Here is a 17,276-nt window from a genome sequence, read left to right as displayed (position 1 = left end):
ACGGGTATTGTTATGTTATCGCTATGATGAATTCGGCATATGCTGGACGACAATAAATTCGACCCGAACTGGCTAGGTTTGGACAACCTGTTCGGCTACACCGGATTAGGGTATGATTATTCCAGCGGCCTCACGTATGCAAGAGCTCGGTATTACCAGCCGGAGATCGGGCGCGGTTTATTAGTGAGGATACGTATAAGGGGGAACTGACGAATCCGCTGAGTCAGAACCTGTATACTTATGTGCATAATAATCCATTGAGGTATGTTGATCCGAGTGGGCATAAGGTTGAGATGTACGTCGGAGATCATGAAGTGGCTGCAGGACGGTATCATTTAAGTATAATTATATTTATTGATGAAGAAAGTGAGTATTGGAATACTGCGAATTTTCAGGATAATTTTGATCAGGAAAGGGGTATGCAGTATATGACTATAGGAGCAGGGCAATCGAGGTTGCTAAATCCGAAACTAAAAGCTGATATTAATAGACCAAAGGATAAGGATCTTAGTATTAAAACGGATATGATAAAACTGGGTGAACAGGAAGATGACCAAGAATTAATATATTTCGTGGAACTTTTCGACAACTTCATCGAAAATTCAAAACTGAAACCAATTGACTATGATTTGTTCCCGAGAAGCGGAGGTAGTGGTTACAATTCAAATTCATTTGTAACTGGTTTCTTGCAAGCGGCAGGATACAAAATCGAAAAACCAGATAGGATTCTCCCTGGATTTGGAAAGCCTGTTCAGGTCGAATATTTCAGTGAACCAGAAGAACCAGAAGAACAAGAGAAACCTTGGTGGAAAATATGGTAAAGAAAATAATTTTTGTAATCGTTCTAATTCTAATTGCTGCCCTACTTATTGCAGGTATACGACTTGTATTCAACCCTTTAACACGATCAGAGGACACAATACGACAAAAAATGTTGTCTCAATTCCCAGTGGGAACACATATGGACGATATTATTCAATTCGCAAATCATAAGAAAGATTGGTCAGATGTTAAAATAAGTTATATAAATGGTTATAGCATCGATCGCGGAGAGGAAGTAGGTAAAAAGCGTATATCGGTTCATATTGGAGAATATCAGATTTTTTTTGTCACAGATGTAGAAGTCTTTTTTGGATTTAATGAAAACTCTGAATTAATTGATATTAGAGTTAGAAAAACAATAGATTCTTTATAAACAGAGGTGAGGCTGTCGTAATCATTACAAAATTGTATAGTTATTGATACTATTTGCCACATGTGAGCTTTGAGCTATAACCCGTAAAAGGTCATTTTTTAAAGTGTCCATCTTACGGGTTGTAGTTCATAACTCCATGTGGTTTCTTTGTGTAAAGAGAAGACAAAATGAAGACTACAAGTGGTGAACCAAGACATATATCCTTAACCTACGAGAATTAACGATCTTACAAATTAATTCAAAGAAGTTTCGCTTCGACGGCAACGGCAACCGAATGAGAATGACGATCGATTACGTCGCCGGTCCGAAAGGGAATAACGGGAACAGCAACGGCAATGGCAACGGTAATGGCCCAGCCAACTGCCATGTGGTGCCGCCGGGCTTCATACCGCCGGGTCTGGCGAAGAAATGCGGTCAAGTGGATGAGGAATATCCGGACATGCATCCGGGCGGACCGCGACGGCTGGGAGAAGCAGCACAAGAAGAAGCATTGGGAGCTGAACTTCACCAATGACGTAAGCCTGGCGCTGCCCGAGCCGATTCAAGTAACGGAAGCAGATGCGACGAAGTGGAAAGAAACGTATGTGTACGGTGCAGGCGGCGAACGACTGAGCATGACTTACCTGCCGGCGTATGATAGCAACAACGGCTGGGAGCCGACCCCTGGCGCGGGCGGCGCGGAAGTGGGCGTGCAGCCGAAGACGCTTTGGTACATGCAGGATGCCCTTGGCAGCGTCATCGGCCTTGCGGAGAAGGACGGACGCGTCTCGGCCCGTTATTACTACGATGAATTCGGTGTGATGCAAGGCAGCAAGAAGATGGATCTGAACTGGCCGGGCCCGGACAACCTGTTCGGGTACACCGGATTAGGGTATGATTATTCCAGCGGCCTCACGTATGCAAGAGCTCGGTATTACCAGCCGGAAATCGGGCGGTTTATTAGTGAGGATACGTATAAGGGAGATATTTGGAATCCTCAGAGTCAGAATGGTTATGCTTATGTGCATAATAATCCATTAATTTATACTGACCCAACTGGTCATTGGGCGACGGATCGGGCTGCTAACTGGACAATTAATGAAATGAAATGGAAGTGGGACGAGGCGCACCAAAAGAATGATACAAAGGGCATGGCGTATTGGTCTTCTGAAGCTGATAAGTTACGTAATCAAATGAGAAAGGCTGGATGGAGTGAGGCCGAGATCATGCAGTCGACCGATGCTATGATTCCTGAGGACATAGTAATGGAGATTGCTTGGGCTAGCACATTTAGCTGGATTGAAAATGATCCGTTAGGTTTTGGATTTCTTGTGTGGTCAGCAGATAAAATGGCATATTTATCTGGTGGGGGCGGGGCCGCACTATCTATCAAAAATGTAACAGATGGCTTTATCAAGCATTCTGTATACAATGAGGTTAGAAATAAAATTGGGAAAAAAGGCATTGGCGAATTCCTGAAAGCAATGGATAAGGGATTTGTTAGAGCAGAGGGAGAAGCGGGAATAAAAAGACTTACTGGCCAAGGATCAAAAATCAACGGTAATTGGTATCAGTATGAGCTGAAAAATATTTCTAAAGAGTTTGGTGATTATCGTATATACGGTAATTGGGATGATAAACTGGGCAAGGTTGTTTTCACTTACTTTGGGCGTCATAAAAAGTAGAAAGTAGGATAAAACATGGATGTCGAGGGATTAAAAAAGTTTGTCACGGAAAAAAGGTTGGAAGAACGAAGCGTCAAAAGTTTCTGGAACTATTTCAACAATTTTAAAAAAGAACATAATAAAGAGTTCCAAAAATCATTTCCGGACTTTAAGGCAAGTGAATTGGATTTATCCATCGGCACAGTTGCGTTGAGAATTACAAATTGGCCGGAGGATGGTTATAATCATGTGGTTGTTACTTTAGAACTGCATTATAAAAATTTGTATGCAGGACGGTACACGATAGAATTCTCTTTAATAGGAGAAGTGGAGGACGATAGTTTATCCATTTTTTAACCTTTCAAGAAATAATTTGAAGGTGCGTCGTGTAAACAACCCCTTATACAGAGTCTCAGATTAAATCAGTGACTTAGCCACATGCGGGTGTAACAACTCCATGTGGTTTTCTTTTTCTTGTAGCCCCCACCCAGTGCCGAATGAATCGGGCGGCTAGAACCGAAAGAACTTAACCCTCATCATACACGTATGAAATTCCCTAAATATGATTTTACGCACGTAAATGCTTTAATTTTATAACCTAATTAACGATTCAGCGTTACATCTCACAGGTTCATTATAGTCAGATACAACCATGATTGACCTGTTTTTTGTTATGTTCGCTTTCTTGCGTTTTTTCTAATTTGAGTTGCAACTGTACAATCCCCTGTCTCGATAGAGAGGGTGAAACGGTCAGATGTCGCATCTTTTTGTATGGATAGCACGACAATTCATAGTAGGGGCGGTGAAATCGAATCATTTAATTATTTTGACCGCAACAGAACTCACTCTTGTTGCGATTGTTACAGCGTAAGGAAGAAATCTGCTGACGAGCAGTTGACATATACAGGTATGGATGCGTTTTAGGCTAGCCGCCTTCCCTTCTTCATGGCCGCCATTGTGCGGAACATTTAATAGGGGGCAACGAAAATGAATGACCTTTGGTTGATAAAGAGCAACAAAGCCGCTAATACCTTCATGGACGAGGTATGTCAGGAAAGCCAATTCACGTCACAGCACAAGGGCTTTACCAAAGTGCCACATAAAATTCATCGGTACGATCTGAGTCCGTATAAGAAGTTGATTCTCATTGACCTCATCGCTTATATGAGCGATAAGAACCTTTGCTATCCGACCATCGAAGCGATTGCCCGAAATGTCAATAGCAGTTCAAAAATCCGTAGAGCGCCATATTACGGAACTGGCTAGCAAGAAGATGGTACACATCAGTCAGGGCAAGAACAATACGTATTACCTGCCAAACTATCTCCATTGCCACCCGTATTTGCTGATGAGCGAAAAGACCCATGAGTTTATCGGTAATGTAAGGAAGCAGGTCAATGAAAGAGAGTTGACGCTATGGGTTCAAGGGATAGTAAAGCGTGATGAGTACAAGGCATTTATCGCTAGACTTCAAAGACTTCATGAAAGATGCTTGCCAATGGACAAAAACGCTGAGAAAGAAATTCTCGACAGCTATGCTCAGTTCCTAAAATCGGAGTCGGCATTACGCTTTCCACCCGATATGAACGGTCAATAATGTCGAGTCTGTTGTCTCATCAGACTCTCTGTCCTAATTACCGTCATACAGTCTGTTGATGGTTAGAATACAGGGGCTGTAGACAATGTGTCCACTGATTTGACGCAGAGTCGGTTATGCAAGACTGGGGGTCTTAAAGGCAGACATAAAGTCTGTTGCAGACCGTCAGAGAGTCTCACTAATAATAATCATTAACAAGATTCAATTAAAGAAGAATCAAGCTAAGAATCACTTGAAAAAGAAACAGCAGACACGCCGAGCGGCGGTCTGCATTTCGGGGGGATTCTTGATTGGCATTGACCTTGGCGTGTCCCAGCTTGCGATAACCTCAGATGGTGATAGAATCGAGTCACCGAAATTTCTTCGTAAAAGCGAAGAAAAGCTGAAACGAAAGCAGCGTGCGGTTTCCAAGAAAAAGCACGGTTCAAATCGCCTCCGTAAAGCTGTGCGCGACCTAGCCAGACTTCATGAGAAAGTAGCGAATCAACGTAGGGATTATGCTCATAAAAAGTCGCGGGAACTGATCAATACCTATGGACTGATCGCCTTCGAAGACTTGAATATACAAGGGATGGTCAAGAATCGTCATCTTGTCAAAAGCATTGCAGATAGCGGATGGAATCAGCTTATTCAATTCGAGCCTTTCAGAGCGTATCGTAGCCACAGCAATCCAATCAGGCTAGGAACTAGCCTTCAAGGAGGGACGAGGTTACGAGTCCCGATGATTTGAGAAGCTCGTCAATGAATTGACGAGAGGTTCACCTCGAATGTGTATGTGTTTATCCTTCCAAGCCTTGAGGTTCAGCAAACGAAGCTTGTTCTTTATCAAAGTAATGGCGCCGATAGTTAGTGATGTGACCGAAGAAATAGCGCGATACGCGAATGAGCCGCTTCATGTTCAAATCTTTTTTATACCAGAGCGATCGAATCACTTTCTTCTGTCTGTATAATTGATCGATCTCGTTCGACAACGCTGGATCGGTGACGTAACGCTGTAATACCACTCTCGGTACATTCGACCATAGGGAGGTAGCTTGACCATATACGCAATCGTTGACTTTGCCATATACGACTTGATTGATGAGTGCCTCAACCATGTTCAATCCGGCTGCCCGGACGAATAAGCTACTTCTGCCTAGTCGTGGGTTGATTTCGAACATCATATATTTGCCCGTCCTGCTGTCAAACTTCATGTCAATGTTGGAAAAACCGACATAACCGATATTCTCCAAGAATGCCTTGACCTTCCTATAAATGTCCATGTCAGAGCGGCTGATGATCGCGGCGTAGTTGCCAAGCGTTTTCGGTGCGTATTCTTCGAGTACGGGCTGACCTAGACACATCATTTTCACATTCCCCTGATCATCGGAGTAGCTGTTGATCACGCGCATTGCACTGTCGCCGCCGGGAATGAACTCTTGTATGATCAATTTCCCGTTGTAATCGGATGTATTCATGTTGCGGATCATTGTCAGATAGTTTTCTCGATTGTTGAAGAAGAACACTTTTCTCTTGCCTTCGAAGTCACAATGCAGATATTCATAGGCATTGCTATTCTCAGGTTTTACGACAATCGGAAATTGAAAATCCATGCGTTCCAACGCGCTTTCCCGCTCATGAGGCTCGCATATGATTGTTTTCGGATAGTCCAAACCAAACCGTTCGCACAGTTCATAGAACTTATCCTTCGTATCGAGCGTATTCAGCAAGCTCTCCGATAGAAAATGATTGGCAATGAGTCCTTCGAATTGGCCATAATGACGCGACAACAACCCGGCATAGTAATCCGAGCAAGGAATGACGATCAGCTTCTTGTTCGGGGCAGCATGTTTCTTCAAGATGTGCAACAACGCACCGGGGAATACGTCTTCATGGTCGAATTGATCGATCTGGATGAGATCGAACAAGCTGCTGTACATGGTCGGGATCAACAGCCGAGTGCAGAGCAGAAGTGGCTTGATTCGGTAGGTTTCATGAATAAGTCTGACGTTGCCATAGGCGTTCTCATCGCTGCCAAGAATAATCGGTATAAAATCGTTACGATTCATTAGTTCTCCTCGTTCTACAAGTTCTTTGTTTTTGATTTTATTATAGCTTAATTTCATCATCAATGACTGTCTTGCATACAATCATTTCTGTATAGGTATCTGTATAGTTATTCATGCATCTTCATATTTCCAATTAATGTAAAATTATAATGGTATGATATAGGACTAACCTATCTAGACTAGGCGTACTATACGGATTACAATATATGTAATGGATTTGTCAATCCATACTACGATTGGAGTACACGACCCGGGAAGGTGTGCATATTTTTGGGCATCGAGAAGCGTCTGCAAGACTATGCAGCCCATACATCTCTATCACTAGATTCATTCTTCAAGTTGGCTATTCTATTGGCTGAAATGGTCTATCACGAGCATCAACAGAATGTCGTGAGTGGCAGTCTGAGCCCTGCCAATATATATATTAGAACGAATGGTCAAGCTGTGCGGTTATCCAGCAGTCCGGAAGATAATGAGGCTTACCGCTCTCCAGAGCAATCGGGCAAAATTAATCGTGTGCCGGACGAACGCAGCGACTTGTATGCGTTAGGCGTGATCTTGTACGAGCTGCTGGCTGGGCAGTTACCGCTGCAAGCGGAAGCCGGCGAGACATGGGATAATGTGCATATATCTCGTTCCCCTGTATCGTTAGCGGATATTCGCCCGGAAGCAGCGGGGATGCCGGAGGCTATTATTAGGAAGCTGCTGGCCAAAGCTCCCGAGGATCGCTACCAAAGCGCCTATGGCTTGTTGGAAGATTTACGGTATTGCAAGCGAATTGGACAAGCAAGATGGGGGCTTCCTTACGAGCTTGGTGGGAGGGATCGGCTTCGTTCATTGCAATTAGCCGATTCATGGCATGTACATCGCGCTACTATGGAACAACTGACAAGCGGGCTGGAGCAAGCGATAAAAGGCGGGCAAGCGAATCGGTGGGTGATCGGAGCCGCAGGCATGGGGAAGACAACACTCGTACAGAGGCTGCAATGGCAGGTTATGCGATGCGGGGGCTGGTTCATAGAAGGAAGCGGCGCGATGCGTCCCGCCCAACACGATGGAACGGCGCAGTCAACGGATATGCGCCAGTCGACTAGGCAGGCAGCGTCCATATTCGAACCGGTGCTACAAGCTTTACAGCAAGGAATTGAGCAATTATGGAGCGAACCGGCGGAGGTTGTCGCCTTGCTGCAGGCCAGATTGCAAGCCTCGTATAATCAAGATGAAGCCTTTGCCATGGGATCATTATTGCCTGAAGCTGCTCCATTGTTGGGAGTGCGTCGAACGGCCGACAACAATGGCGCAGCGGCAGGCGTCGCTCATGTTGCGCCGTTGCTGGCGGAACTGATCCGCTGTCTGGCGGCAAGCAAGCTGCCGTTAGTTCTGTTCGTTGACGCTCTAGAACAGAGTGACACAGGTACGCATGAGGTGCTTAGGCTGCTGACAACGGGTGTGGAGATACCCGGCTTGCTCCTGATTGGAGCATATCGGGCTGAACTCGCACAAGACAATGAGCCGGGATTCGATGAGGGCTTTCCATTCAGCTGGCTATCCAATAGATGGCAGACGCAACCACTGGAACGGGTGACGTTGCCGCCGCTAGGCTATGAGGAGCTTAGGGAAGCGCTCGCTGAAGCCATGTCTGAATCGCCAGCCCGATTAAGCCTGCTTATTCAAGCGATACATGAACGTACTGCCGGCAATCTGCAAGCCATATATTCCTTGTTGAAGACTTGGACACAGAAGAAGCTGCTTGTGTATGACGAGCAGCGTCACCGCTGGGTATGGGATCAGGAATTGACCGGGCATATGAACGAATCGGAGCTGCAACGGAAGCATTTCGCGGAAAGTCTGGCGAAGCTTTCCAAGGAGACGAGGGAAGTGCTTCTTATTGCGGCTGTTATGGGCTTGAGCTTTCAGCCTTCGTTCCTGGCGCAAGTGTGCGGCAGGCGGCCGGAGCAGGTGATGCCCATGCTGCAAGAAGCGGAAGAGCAGGGAATTGTGTTCCCGGAAGGCAACACGCAGTCTGGCTTTGCTGAAGAGAGCAATTATTCGTTCCAAAGCAATGTTGTCCATCAAGCAATGTACGCCACTGGCGGGGAGCGTAATGTACATTGGCATCGTCAGATCGGACTGATGCTGCAACAGCGGCACGGGGCGGAAGGTCTTGAGCTTGAAGCAAGAGCCGCTATTCCCTGGCAGGCGATTGATCATTTGAATTTGGCGGCGGAAGCGATGAATGCGCTGGAAGTGCAGCAGTTGACTGAAAGCAACCTGCATGCAGGAAGACAGGCGATTATGGATGGGCGGTTTGTCAAAGCGAAGCAATATGCGGAAGCCGGACTGCGGGTGATGAAGCGGCAAGAAACGCCTGGAGCACAAGCCCGTTCGCTTTATGTGCAAATCATGCTCGTATTGGTATGGTCAGAATATATGCTGGGCAACATGGAGCAGGCGCTGAAGCTGCTGCATGACCTGAACGAGCTGGGAAGCGAGCTGGATAAAGGAGATCGCACACAAATTTTGGCGGCGCTGATTCGGTTTCATACGACAAAAGATAATGAAGCGGCGATTCAATATGGCAAAATAGCTTTGGCGGAATATAATTGGAAGTTTAATGAGCAGCCGGCGAAGCTAACTCTCCTAAAAGAAGTGGCGCATACTCGACTGATGCTGTACCAGTATCGCAACAAAATCGAGCATATGCCGATTAACCGCGATGGAGAATATGCGGCGTTGTGCGGACTGATGGAGCAGTTTTTTTTCTCATTGTTGATTAGTAATGCGGAGGCGTCCATTGAGCTATATGCCCGATTCATTCGTTATGGCCTGCGTCAAGGGATGAATGAAATGCTGGCTTGTATAATTGGCAGCTATGAGCAAATATTGTGCAGGGTCATACCCCATTACACACCGGCTGTTCCATTCACCGTGTTGGCATCGCTTCAGTACCTGGATGGGACCAGCCCGTCGTTCGTACATCAGATCGAGTTTATTGGCGCATTGTGGAAGCAACTGCACGATCCGAAGGAAGCAAGCGTTCATATCGTCAAATCGTTGCGGCGCGGATTGGAAGTAAACGACAACGATTTCGCCAATCTGGCCATGCTTACGTTCCTCGTCACTTACAGCGGGGATATACAGTCTTTATGGCATGTGTTGGAATTCTATGACACGCATATGAGAAGAGTAACGAGCGATACGTTGCTACAACTCGTCGAAGTCACGAGAAGGTATGCACAGGCATTGCAGGATGAGTCCAATCTTCGTCATTTCATTGCCATTCCTGAGCCGAATCGTCGAGATTCAGCGTTGAACGATGAGGACAACTACAGTTGCGGCTGTAAGCTGGAGGCCGCTTTCTTGTCCGGACACTACCGGGAAGCGTTATATTGGGCAGAACGAGGCAGGAGAACCGAACTGAAGGCGGATTGGATTAGAACTCGCAAGCAGCGTTTCTATGAAATGTTGACGCTGGTTTCCTTGTATCCGGAGAGGAATGCAGCGGAACAGAAACGCATTTGTAAAGGTTTGCGCGCGCAATTGGACAAGATGAAGGGTTGGAAAGGATTCCTGGGGTATAACTCCGCTGCGTATTTATTGCTGATGGCGGAGTGGAAACGAATAACCGCCCCTCCGATGGACGCTCTGCGCGAGTATACGGCGGCAATCAAGCAAGCGCGGGATGAGAAGTATGGATTAATGGAGGGAATCGCGTGCGAACGATTGGCACTTTGTTATCAGCATGATCTGGTTAGCCGTTCCGGTGCGATGATTGCGATGATGGATGCATGCGCCGCGTATTCCCTATGGGGGATGTCGTTGAAAGCGACTCAGATTCGAGAACAGCATCCCGACTTGCTGCGGCCAATGTCCAAGCTATATGGCGATTATATGCTGGAGAGCAAGCCGACGTATGAGCATGCGCTGTTGCAGGTGCCCGATATTGTGGAGGAAGTGGAGACATCGGCAGGCGGAGACCTACCAGTGCGTAACGCCGATTCCATATGGCCGATTATCGATGCGATCGGCAAGCAGGAGAAGCGCAATTGGCAGGAGAGCTTGTTGGAGGCGGCGTTACGGCATTCAGGCGCCGATCGGGCGTTCTTATTGCGCAACACCGAAGACAGGTTTCATCTTGAAGCGCAATTGGACATGACCGTGCAACAGGAGACGGATTGGTCATCGGCGCTTCCATACGCAGACAGCGTTCTTCGTCACACAGCGGTGACGAACAAAGCGATCGTGCTTGACGACGCTTTGCAAAGTTATTTTTGGAAGGATGCACATATTCAAATGCGGCGTCCCAGGTCCATCTTATGCATGCCGATTGCGATCCCTGGAGATCAGTCAGTCGTATGGCTTTATTTGGAGAATGGCAGCATTCCGGGCGTGTTCACAGAGCAGGATATACAAATATTGGAGCTGATTGCAGCCCGAGTTATTTACGGCATGCTGCTTGAACAAATGGCAGAGGAAGCGCCGGACGAAGCGGCTGCGGCAATTGAACGGCAGCCTGGGCAGCGGAGGGAACAGCAGCCATTCGTAGAGGCATTGACCGGGCGAGAACTGGAGATTCTGACGGCGCTTGCGGAAGGGCTGTCCAATCGCGATATTGCGGAACGGTTCGGCATTGCGGAATCAACGGTGAAGACACATGCGACCCGCATATTCGGTAAACTGGGTGTGAAACGGCGCGGGCAAGCGGTAGCCAAGGCGAAGGCGATGCATTTGTTCGACTAAATCTTGTAGAAGAATAAGAAAAACCAATTATAAATAGCCTATAAAATTCGAATTGAATTCCTGAAGCGCCGAAAAGGGGTGTTCGAGCAAAAAAGAGTAAATTATGATCTTCAAAGGACGCCGCTAGGCGTCTTTTTTTTGGTAATAGAATTTATATAATTTTGGGATTGTAGTTGTCTTTCAACTCGACTTATTTTGGGTGAAGTGTGCGAATGGTGAACTGTAGACGGTGTGACCTCAGTTGGAGATAGGAAAGCGGGCGAGTGGTGGGCTGCGGAGGATGTGACCTCGGTAGGAGTACGGAAAGTAGCTAGTTGTCTGGTTGCAAGGGATGTAGCCTCAGTTGGAACGCGAACACTCATCTTCGAAAGGCCTCGATTGAGTCTTTCTTATGGACTGCTCAATATCTTATTTTTGGATGTGTTTGACCAATCCAACTGTTGGTATACTAGCTTAATAGTTTGGTTTGACTAAATTTTGATTTGAAAGAGGGTAGCATCCATGGAGCAGTTAGTGGAGGAAAACCTCCAAACCGTTAGGCGGGAGATGGAGTTGGCTTGCCGCGACTCTGGTCGCCGTATAGAAGATGTGAAATTGCTACTTGCCACCAAAACCGTTCCGCTTGAAAAATTGCACAGCGCTATGCAAGCGGGCGAGACTTTATTCGGTGAAAATAAAGCGCAAGAGCTACGGTACAAATTTCCGCTCATGCAGCAGCATAAACAGGCAGAATGGCATTTTATCGGACATTTGCAAACGAATAAAGTGAAGGATGTTGTGAAATATGTGACACTCATTCATTCGGTGGATCGTCTGAAACTGGGACAGGCATTGCATCATCATCTCATGAAAGAGAATAAGACCATGGATATTCTGTTGCAAATCAACACGTCCTATGAGGAAAGTAAATTTGGTGCGTCCCCGGAAACAGCGATAGAGCTGGCAGAACAATTGTCCCAATTCGATACATTAAACATGAAAGGCTTGATGACAATTGGCAAACTCAATGCAACAAACGAAGAAACGCGACATTGTTTTCGATTGTTGAAAGATATTCAAGCGCAAATCAAAAAAAAGAATATTCCGCATGTGGAAATGGACGTTCTCTCCATGGGGATGTCCGGTGATTTCAAAGTAGCTATTGAAGAAGGAGCGACGATCATCCGGGTAGGGACGAGCGTTTTCGGGCAGCGGTATTTGCCGGATAGCTACTACTGGAATGAAAACATGCGCGGAAACGATTAAGAGAGAGAATCAAGCTCGGTGACAAGACAAGGCGCTTATTTCATTAGTATCCTTGACAAGCGTTCAATGCCTTGCTCGATGGCGGCTTCATTTACTTTAGCGAATCCCAGCACCCATCCCTTTCGATCACTTTCCAAACCATATTTGCTGAGCGGATAGATGCGAATCCCTTGTTCAAAGGCGGTCTTAGTCACTGCTTTATCATCGTACGATGAAACAGCCTCAAGAAGCATATGCAATCCGGTCTCGACACCGCTTAATGTAAAGCGTTCACTCAGACCGCTTGCAGTAATCGCCTTCGTCATGGCTTCGTGCCTGCGCCGATAGACATTGCGCACTCGCCTCATATGGCGCATAAAATGGCCATGTTCAATAAAATGTGCCAGCGTTAATTGTTCCATAATCGGGAGATGACGATAGGTCAATTCCTGAACCCGTGCAAGCCGATGAATCGCCTCATGCGAGCCGATGATGGCTGATAACCGAATGCCGGGTGCGATCATCTTGGAAAAGCTCATCATATACAACGTATTCTGAGGCCGCTGGCTGAACAAGGTAGGAAGAGGAGCTCCGCGGTACCGGAATTCGCTGTCGTAATCATCCTCTACAATCCAAAATTGAGATTGTGCAGCCAGGTGCAACAATTGTTGCCGACGTGGTTCCGACATGATCACACCTGTTGCACACTGATGGGATGGTGTGACATACACAAGCCTGGATAGCGGGTGAATGCGGTCAACGCAAAGGCCGAATGCATCGACTGGAGCCGACGAAACTTGCATCTTCCGATAGCTCATCGCCATCCACGCAGCAGGGAATCCAGGATCTTCAACTGTGACGGTGTCGCCTTCCTGCAAGAGGGCTTGGGCGATCAGATCGATGCTGTGCTGTGCGCCGGATGTCAACAGAATTTGATCGACGTGCACATGAACGCCTCGTTCAAGTGACAAGTATCGCTGAATTTGTTCCCGAAGCGGCAGAAAACCCATGGCATCGCCGTATGCCCAATGAGTCAAATCGGCGCCTGTTGAAGCCTGGAAGAAGGAATGCCTCCATTTTTGCTGAAATTGTTCATCCAAATAAGGCTCGTGAGGACTGAAGTCTATTTCCGGCGTCCCCTCTTCCTTATTGCCGAACCAACTGTGCAAATGACCAACGGAAGCATTCAGCAAGGGCACATGGGGGAGAGCGGGTCCTTTCAAGTGCTCAATCTCGGATGAAGGTGCCGCACAGATGACGTGATTAACCCTTGTCCCGCCCCGACGTGAAGTTACCGTATATCCACGGCTGAATAACTCTTCGTAAACAACCTGTATGGTAGAACGCGAGACGCCAATTAGTAAAGCGAGCTCACGAGACGGAAGCAGCAATTCGCCCGGCGGCCAATTTCCGGTCGTAATATGATGGATCGCTTGATCCAGAAGCTGCTGCCAGATGGGACGATCGTCATTACGGTCTACCTTGAGCATACTTTTTCACCGCCTATGTTGTCTTGTGGATTTATGGATTGGTAGAATAATTGAATATGAGAGAAAAAGGTCAGTCCATTGGTTGCAATACTAGCATAGCAGTCATTCTTTTAGCAACACTGCATAGGAACTTGCAGGAAGCACTCCTGTGATGAATATTGTCGGCAGCTTTCTGCCGGCCCCCCTTTCGCTTATAATAATCCCATAAGCTCGGGAGGAAAGCAGGGATTGCGATATGCTAGGATTCATTATTTTTATTTTATTTCATTTGGCGGGCATCGCGCTGGAGAGGTGGCTGCACATCCCGTTGCCGGCCAACGTCATCGGCATGGCGTTGCTTGCAACGGCGTTGTTCACGAAGGTCATCAAGCTGGAATGGGTGGAGAGCAGCTCGCAGTTTCTGATGAAGCATATGGGTTTCTTTTTTATCCCTGCTATTGTCGGCACGATTGCGTTCGCGGATCGTCTTCAATCATACTGGTTATCCATTGCCGCAAGCATAGTCGTCAGCACTTTAATGACGATGCTGGCTACGGGATTGGTCGTGAAGTTGTGGCACAGGAAGGGGAGCGAGAAGGATGTCTCTGAATCACATTCTGCATAGTCCCGCATTAGGCCTCCTTCTTACTTTGCTCTGTTATACAGCGTTTGTTTGGTTGAAGGGGAGATGGAAATGGCGCTTTATTCATCCGCTTATGTATGCCTCCGGCGCCATTATGCTCATCCTATTGCTTAGCGGTATAGACAGCGAAGCCTACAAAATAGGGGGAGACTGGATTAGCTGGGGGCTGGGTCCCGCTACGGTGGCGTTGGCCGTGCCATTATACAAGCACGCTCCCGTTATCCGCAGCAAGCTGGGGGCTGTTCTGACCGGCATTACGGTCGGTTCTGTTCTGTCTGCGGCGGCCACGGCCTATCTGCTTGCGTCTGCTGGTGCATCGGCGGATATCGTCTACTCCGCGATCGCCAAGTCTTCATCGGCGCCGTTCTCGATCGAGATTGCGAGCAGGCTTGGCGGCATTCCGGAGCTGGCGGCAGCCTTCTCGGTGCTGACAGGGCTGTTCGGCAGTCTGGCCGGCCCTGCCTTCCTGCGATTATGCGGCATCAAGAGCGATATTCCGATCGGCGCCGCCGTCGGAACGGGCTCCCATGGCATCGGTACGGCCCGCCTTATGGCCGATTCGGAGCTGCAAGGTAGCGTCAGCGGCTTTTCCATGGCGTTTGCCGGAATTGTCACTTCCATTATGATGATTCCGATTTATTGGATTCAGTGAATACTCCCGCTACTTCCCGATGCTATCGCCTCGGTTGAAGTGGGGAGGGCTGATGTTTCTGGTGAAGGAGCGGGTTAGGGGATGATTATAAGTATGGAAGTTTGGAAAGAAAGGGCGCTTTCAACATCTGATAGCGCCCTTTCTTACATATTTAGAAATTATAAGTTCCGGGGTCCCCGCATCCCCGCAAAGTACCCCAGTAAGCTTTGAAGCGGAGCCCCACTTTGTAGGGATTTTATGATAGAGAGTTTATAAATTCGAGTTCAATACTCTAAGCATGTGGATAGACTTGTGCGAATCATATGAGTGCATGAATGAATCCTACACTAGAGCGCCGAAAAGGGGCGTACGAGCCATATGAGTGTATGAATCCTACACTGGAGCGCCGAAAAGGGGCGTACGAGCCATATGAGTGTATGAATCCTACACTGGAGCGCCGAAAAGGGGCGTACGAGCCATATGAGTGTATGAATCCTACACTAGAGTGCCGAAAAGGGGCGTACGAGCCATATGAGTGTATGAATCCTACACTAGAGTGCCGAAAAGGGGCGTACGAGCCATATGAGTGTATGAATCCTACACTGGAGCGCCGAAAAGGGGCGTACGAGCCATATGAGTGTATGAATCCTACACTGGAGCGCCGAAAAGGGGCGTACGAGCCATATGAGTGTATGAATCCTACACTAGAGTGCCGCAAAGGAGCGTACGAGCCATATGAGTGTATGAATCCTACACTAGAGTGCCGCAAAGGAGCGTACGAGCCATATGAGTGTATGAATCCTACACTGGAGCGCCGAAAAGGGGCGTACGAGCCATATGAGTGTATGAATCCTACACTAGAATGCCGAAAAGGGGGCGTGTGGAACTACCTTTAAACGCGGTCGCTCATCTTCGAAAGGCCTCGATAGAGGTTTTCTCATTTTCATCGCGTCATACGCTTTGTACTATTCCTCTTCGAATGAGACGAGCACGCTATGCTGGCATGCCACTTGCAGATCGCGCCAAGTCTGATTGAGCGGTTCATTCTCCATGACGGCCGCTATTCCCATCTTCGGAATGAGCATCTCTCCGCACGCCAGTGCCGCTCTGGCGGTTCGCTTGCAGCACTGGCCGACTTCGGCCAGCTCTTCATCTGTAATCGGCTGTCCTTGCACATGATCGCTCCATGAGCGTTCCATCGTGTCATAGAAGGCCGCCGTCTCGCTATTCAACCGATCCTCCGCTTGTCCGATCAGGCGCATCACGTATTCGTATCGTCCCGCCTTCGACGCTTGCCATGTCTCTTGCTTCCTCTCTGCCAGCGACCTGGCTTCATCCAGCAGGTGACTGGCGATACCGATGGCGACGGCGCAGAATGTCGCTTGCGCGAACGGCAAGAACGGGTAGTTGAAGAGGGCTTCGTCGTGATAGGCGAGCTGCTCCAGGAAGCTGAACGTTCTTGCCTCCGGGACGAATGCATTGCGCACGACGATGGAGTGGCTGCCCGTTGCTTTCAACCCGAACGCTCTCCAATCCCGGTCAATCTCCACCTGATGGGGGAAGAAGGCGAATGCGCGAATGGCCGGATTGGTGGCGGGTTCGCTGTTGTCCCCATGATCGATGATGCAATTAGCCGTGAACGTCGTTGCATGATCAGCTCCGCTGCAGAAGCTCCACTTGCCGTTGACGATATAACCGCCGTCGGTGCGAACGGCCGTGCCGGTCGGAGCGCCGCTGCCCGCGATGACCGCCTCCGGAGAAGCGAATACCTGTTCCGCCGTTTCCGATTGCATGAAGGCGGCGAAGTATCCGCCTCCTGCGCCGATCGTGGTCAGCCATCCGAAGCTGCCATCCACCCACGACGCATACTGATAGAGACGAAGCGCTTCCGGCAGGGACAACATGGCTCCGCCGAACTCCTTCGGCACGAACACCTTGAACCAGCCGCGTTCCATAATGCATTGCAAGGCTTCCGAAGACAGCTTGCCTTCATGCTCCGAATGTAAGGATAAGCTGCGAATGTGATCGATCGTGCGTTGTTCCAGTACCATCTGTGTCTCTCCTTACTATAGCTATCTTTTAACAT

At 48.1% G+C, this 17,276-nt stretch carries 14 protein-coding genes; 11 read left to right on the top strand and 3 right to left on the bottom strand.

Annotated features, from left to right (window positions below; translation table 11 throughout):
- The first annotated feature begins 314 nt into the window (after positions 1–314).
- The 7 genes from ACFQ2I_RS07010 to ACFQ2I_RS06980 all read left to right on the top strand — a co-directional run bounded on the left by ACFQ2I_RS07010 (position 315) and on the right by ACFQ2I_RS06980 (position 5,165).
- Positions 315–821, top strand: coding sequence for a hypothetical protein (locus ACFQ2I_RS07010; protein WP_377563074.1), 507 nt, complete (start codon positions 315–317; stop codon positions 819–821).
- Positions 806–1,195, top strand: coding sequence for a hypothetical protein (locus ACFQ2I_RS07005; RefSeq protein WP_377563072.1), 390 nt, complete (start codon positions 806–808; stop codon positions 1,193–1,195). Before ACFQ2I_RS07010 ends, ACFQ2I_RS07005 begins: the two co-directional genes overlap by 16 nt.
- 274 nt (positions 1,196–1,469) lie before the next feature.
- Positions 1,470–1,709, top strand: a complete 240-nt coding sequence (locus ACFQ2I_RS07000) for a hypothetical protein (RefSeq protein WP_377563069.1) — start codon at positions 1,470–1,472, stop codon at positions 1,707–1,709.
- Positions 1,710–1,809: 100 nt separating this feature from the next.
- The gene (locus tag ACFQ2I_RS06995; protein WP_377563067.1) at positions 1,810–2,859 is read left to right on the top strand and encodes an RHS repeat-associated core domain-containing protein; all 1,050 of its coding nucleotides are present in this window, start codon (positions 1,810–1,812) and stop codon (positions 2,857–2,859) included.
- A gap of 15 nt (positions 2,860–2,874) precedes the next feature.
- A complete protein-coding gene (locus ACFQ2I_RS06990) occupies positions 2,875–3,195 on the top strand; it encodes a hypothetical protein (protein WP_377563065.1) in 321 nt (106 codons plus the stop codon).
- A gap of 856 nt (positions 3,196–4,051) precedes the next feature.
- Entirely contained in the window at positions 4,052–4,435 is a 384-nt protein-coding gene (locus tag ACFQ2I_RS06985; RefSeq protein ID WP_377563063.1) for a hypothetical protein, read from the top strand.
- A gap of 232 nt (positions 4,436–4,667) precedes the next feature.
- Positions 4,668–5,165, top strand: coding sequence for an RNA-guided endonuclease InsQ/TnpB family protein (locus ACFQ2I_RS06980; protein WP_377563061.1), 498 nt, complete (start codon positions 4,668–4,670; stop codon positions 5,163–5,165).
- 49 nt (positions 5,166–5,214) lie between these two features.
- On the opposite strand, the gene ACFQ2I_RS06975 is transcribed toward ACFQ2I_RS06980, so the two are convergent.
- Positions 5,215–6,483, bottom strand: coding sequence for a carboxylate--amine ligase (locus ACFQ2I_RS06975; RefSeq protein ID WP_377563059.1), 1,269 nt, complete (start codon positions 6,481–6,483; stop codon positions 5,215–5,217).
- A 270-nt stretch (positions 6,484–6,753) separates the two neighbouring features.
- Between ACFQ2I_RS06975 and ACFQ2I_RS06970 the strand changes: the two genes are divergently transcribed.
- Together ACFQ2I_RS06970 and ACFQ2I_RS06965 are read left to right on the top strand one after the other, a co-directional pair.
- Entirely contained in the window at positions 6,754–11,223 is a 4,470-nt protein-coding gene (locus tag ACFQ2I_RS06970; protein ID WP_377563057.1) for a LuxR C-terminal-related transcriptional regulator, read from the top strand.
- Positions 11,224–11,724: 501 nt separating this feature from the next.
- On the top strand, positions 11,725–12,468 hold the full coding sequence (locus tag ACFQ2I_RS06965; protein WP_377563055.1) for a YggS family pyridoxal phosphate-dependent enzyme: 744 nt from the start codon (positions 11,725–11,727) through the stop codon (positions 12,466–12,468).
- Between the two features lie 35 nt (positions 12,469–12,503).
- On the opposite strand, the gene pdxR is transcribed toward ACFQ2I_RS06965, so the two are convergent.
- Complete coding sequence (pdxR, locus tag ACFQ2I_RS06960; protein ID WP_377563053.1) at positions 12,504–13,937, bottom strand: MocR-like pyridoxine biosynthesis transcription factor PdxR; 1,434 nt, start codon at positions 13,935–13,937, stop codon at positions 12,504–12,506.
- Between the two features lie 235 nt (positions 13,938–14,172).
- Between pdxR and ACFQ2I_RS06955 the strand changes: the two genes are divergently transcribed.
- Positions 14,173–14,541, top strand: a complete 369-nt coding sequence (locus ACFQ2I_RS06955; protein ID WP_377563051.1) for a CidA/LrgA family protein — start codon at positions 14,173–14,175, stop codon at positions 14,539–14,541.
- Positions 14,516–15,211, top strand: coding sequence for an LrgB family protein (locus ACFQ2I_RS06950; protein WP_377563049.1), 696 nt, complete (start codon positions 14,516–14,518; stop codon positions 15,209–15,211). The genes ACFQ2I_RS06955 and ACFQ2I_RS06950 overlap by 26 nt, the downstream gene beginning before the upstream one ends.
- A 944-nt stretch (positions 15,212–16,155) precedes the next feature.
- Here the strand turns inward: ACFQ2I_RS06950 and ACFQ2I_RS06945 are convergent.
- Positions 16,156–17,241, bottom strand: a complete 1,086-nt coding sequence (locus tag ACFQ2I_RS06945; protein WP_377563048.1) for an acyl-CoA dehydrogenase — start codon at positions 17,239–17,241, stop codon at positions 16,156–16,158.
- Positions 17,242–17,276: the final 35 nt, after the last annotated feature.

The sequence above is a fragment of the Paenibacillus chungangensis genome, from assembly GCF_042675905.1.
Classification (GTDB): domain Bacteria; phylum Bacillota; class Bacilli; order Paenibacillales; family Paenibacillaceae; genus Pristimantibacillus; species Pristimantibacillus chungangensis.
Note: the sequence above shows the minus strand (reverse complement) of the source record. Positions and strands in the feature narration are given on the sequence as shown.

Bases quoted from the DNA above. Each gene is read 5' to 3' on its own strand.
- ACFQ2I_RS07000 (WP_377563069.1), top strand. From the start codon at position 1,470: ATGAGAATGACGATCGATTACGTCGCCGGTCCGAAAGGGAATAACGGG.
- ACFQ2I_RS06995 (WP_377563067.1), top strand. From the start codon at position 1,810: ATGACTTACCTGCCGGCGTATGATAGCAACAACGGCTGGGAGCCGACC.
- ACFQ2I_RS06990 (WP_377563065.1), top strand. From the start codon at position 2,875: ATGGATGTCGAGGGATTAAAAAAGTTTGTCACGGAAAAAAGGTTGGAA.
- ACFQ2I_RS06985 (WP_377563063.1), top strand. From the start codon at position 4,052: ATGTCAATAGCAGTTCAAAAATCCGTAGAGCGCCATATTACGGAACTG.
- ACFQ2I_RS06975 (WP_377563059.1), bottom strand. From the start codon at position 6,483: ATGAATCGTAACGATTTTATACCGATTATTCTTGGCAGCGATGAGAAC.
- ACFQ2I_RS06965 (WP_377563055.1), top strand. From the start codon at position 11,725: ATGGAGCAGTTAGTGGAGGAAAACCTCCAAACCGTTAGGCGGGAGATG.
- pdxR (WP_377563053.1), bottom strand. From the start codon at position 13,937: ATGCTCAAGGTAGACCGTAATGACGATCGTCCCATCTGGCAGCAGCTT.
- ACFQ2I_RS06955 (WP_377563051.1), top strand. From the start codon at position 14,173: ATGCTAGGATTCATTATTTTTATTTTATTTCATTTGGCGGGCATCGCG.
- ACFQ2I_RS06950 (WP_377563049.1), top strand. From the start codon at position 14,516: ATGTCTCTGAATCACATTCTGCATAGTCCCGCATTAGGCCTCCTTCTT.
- ACFQ2I_RS06945 (WP_377563048.1), bottom strand. From the start codon at position 17,241: ATGGTACTGGAACAACGCACGATCGATCACATTCGCAGCTTATCCTTA.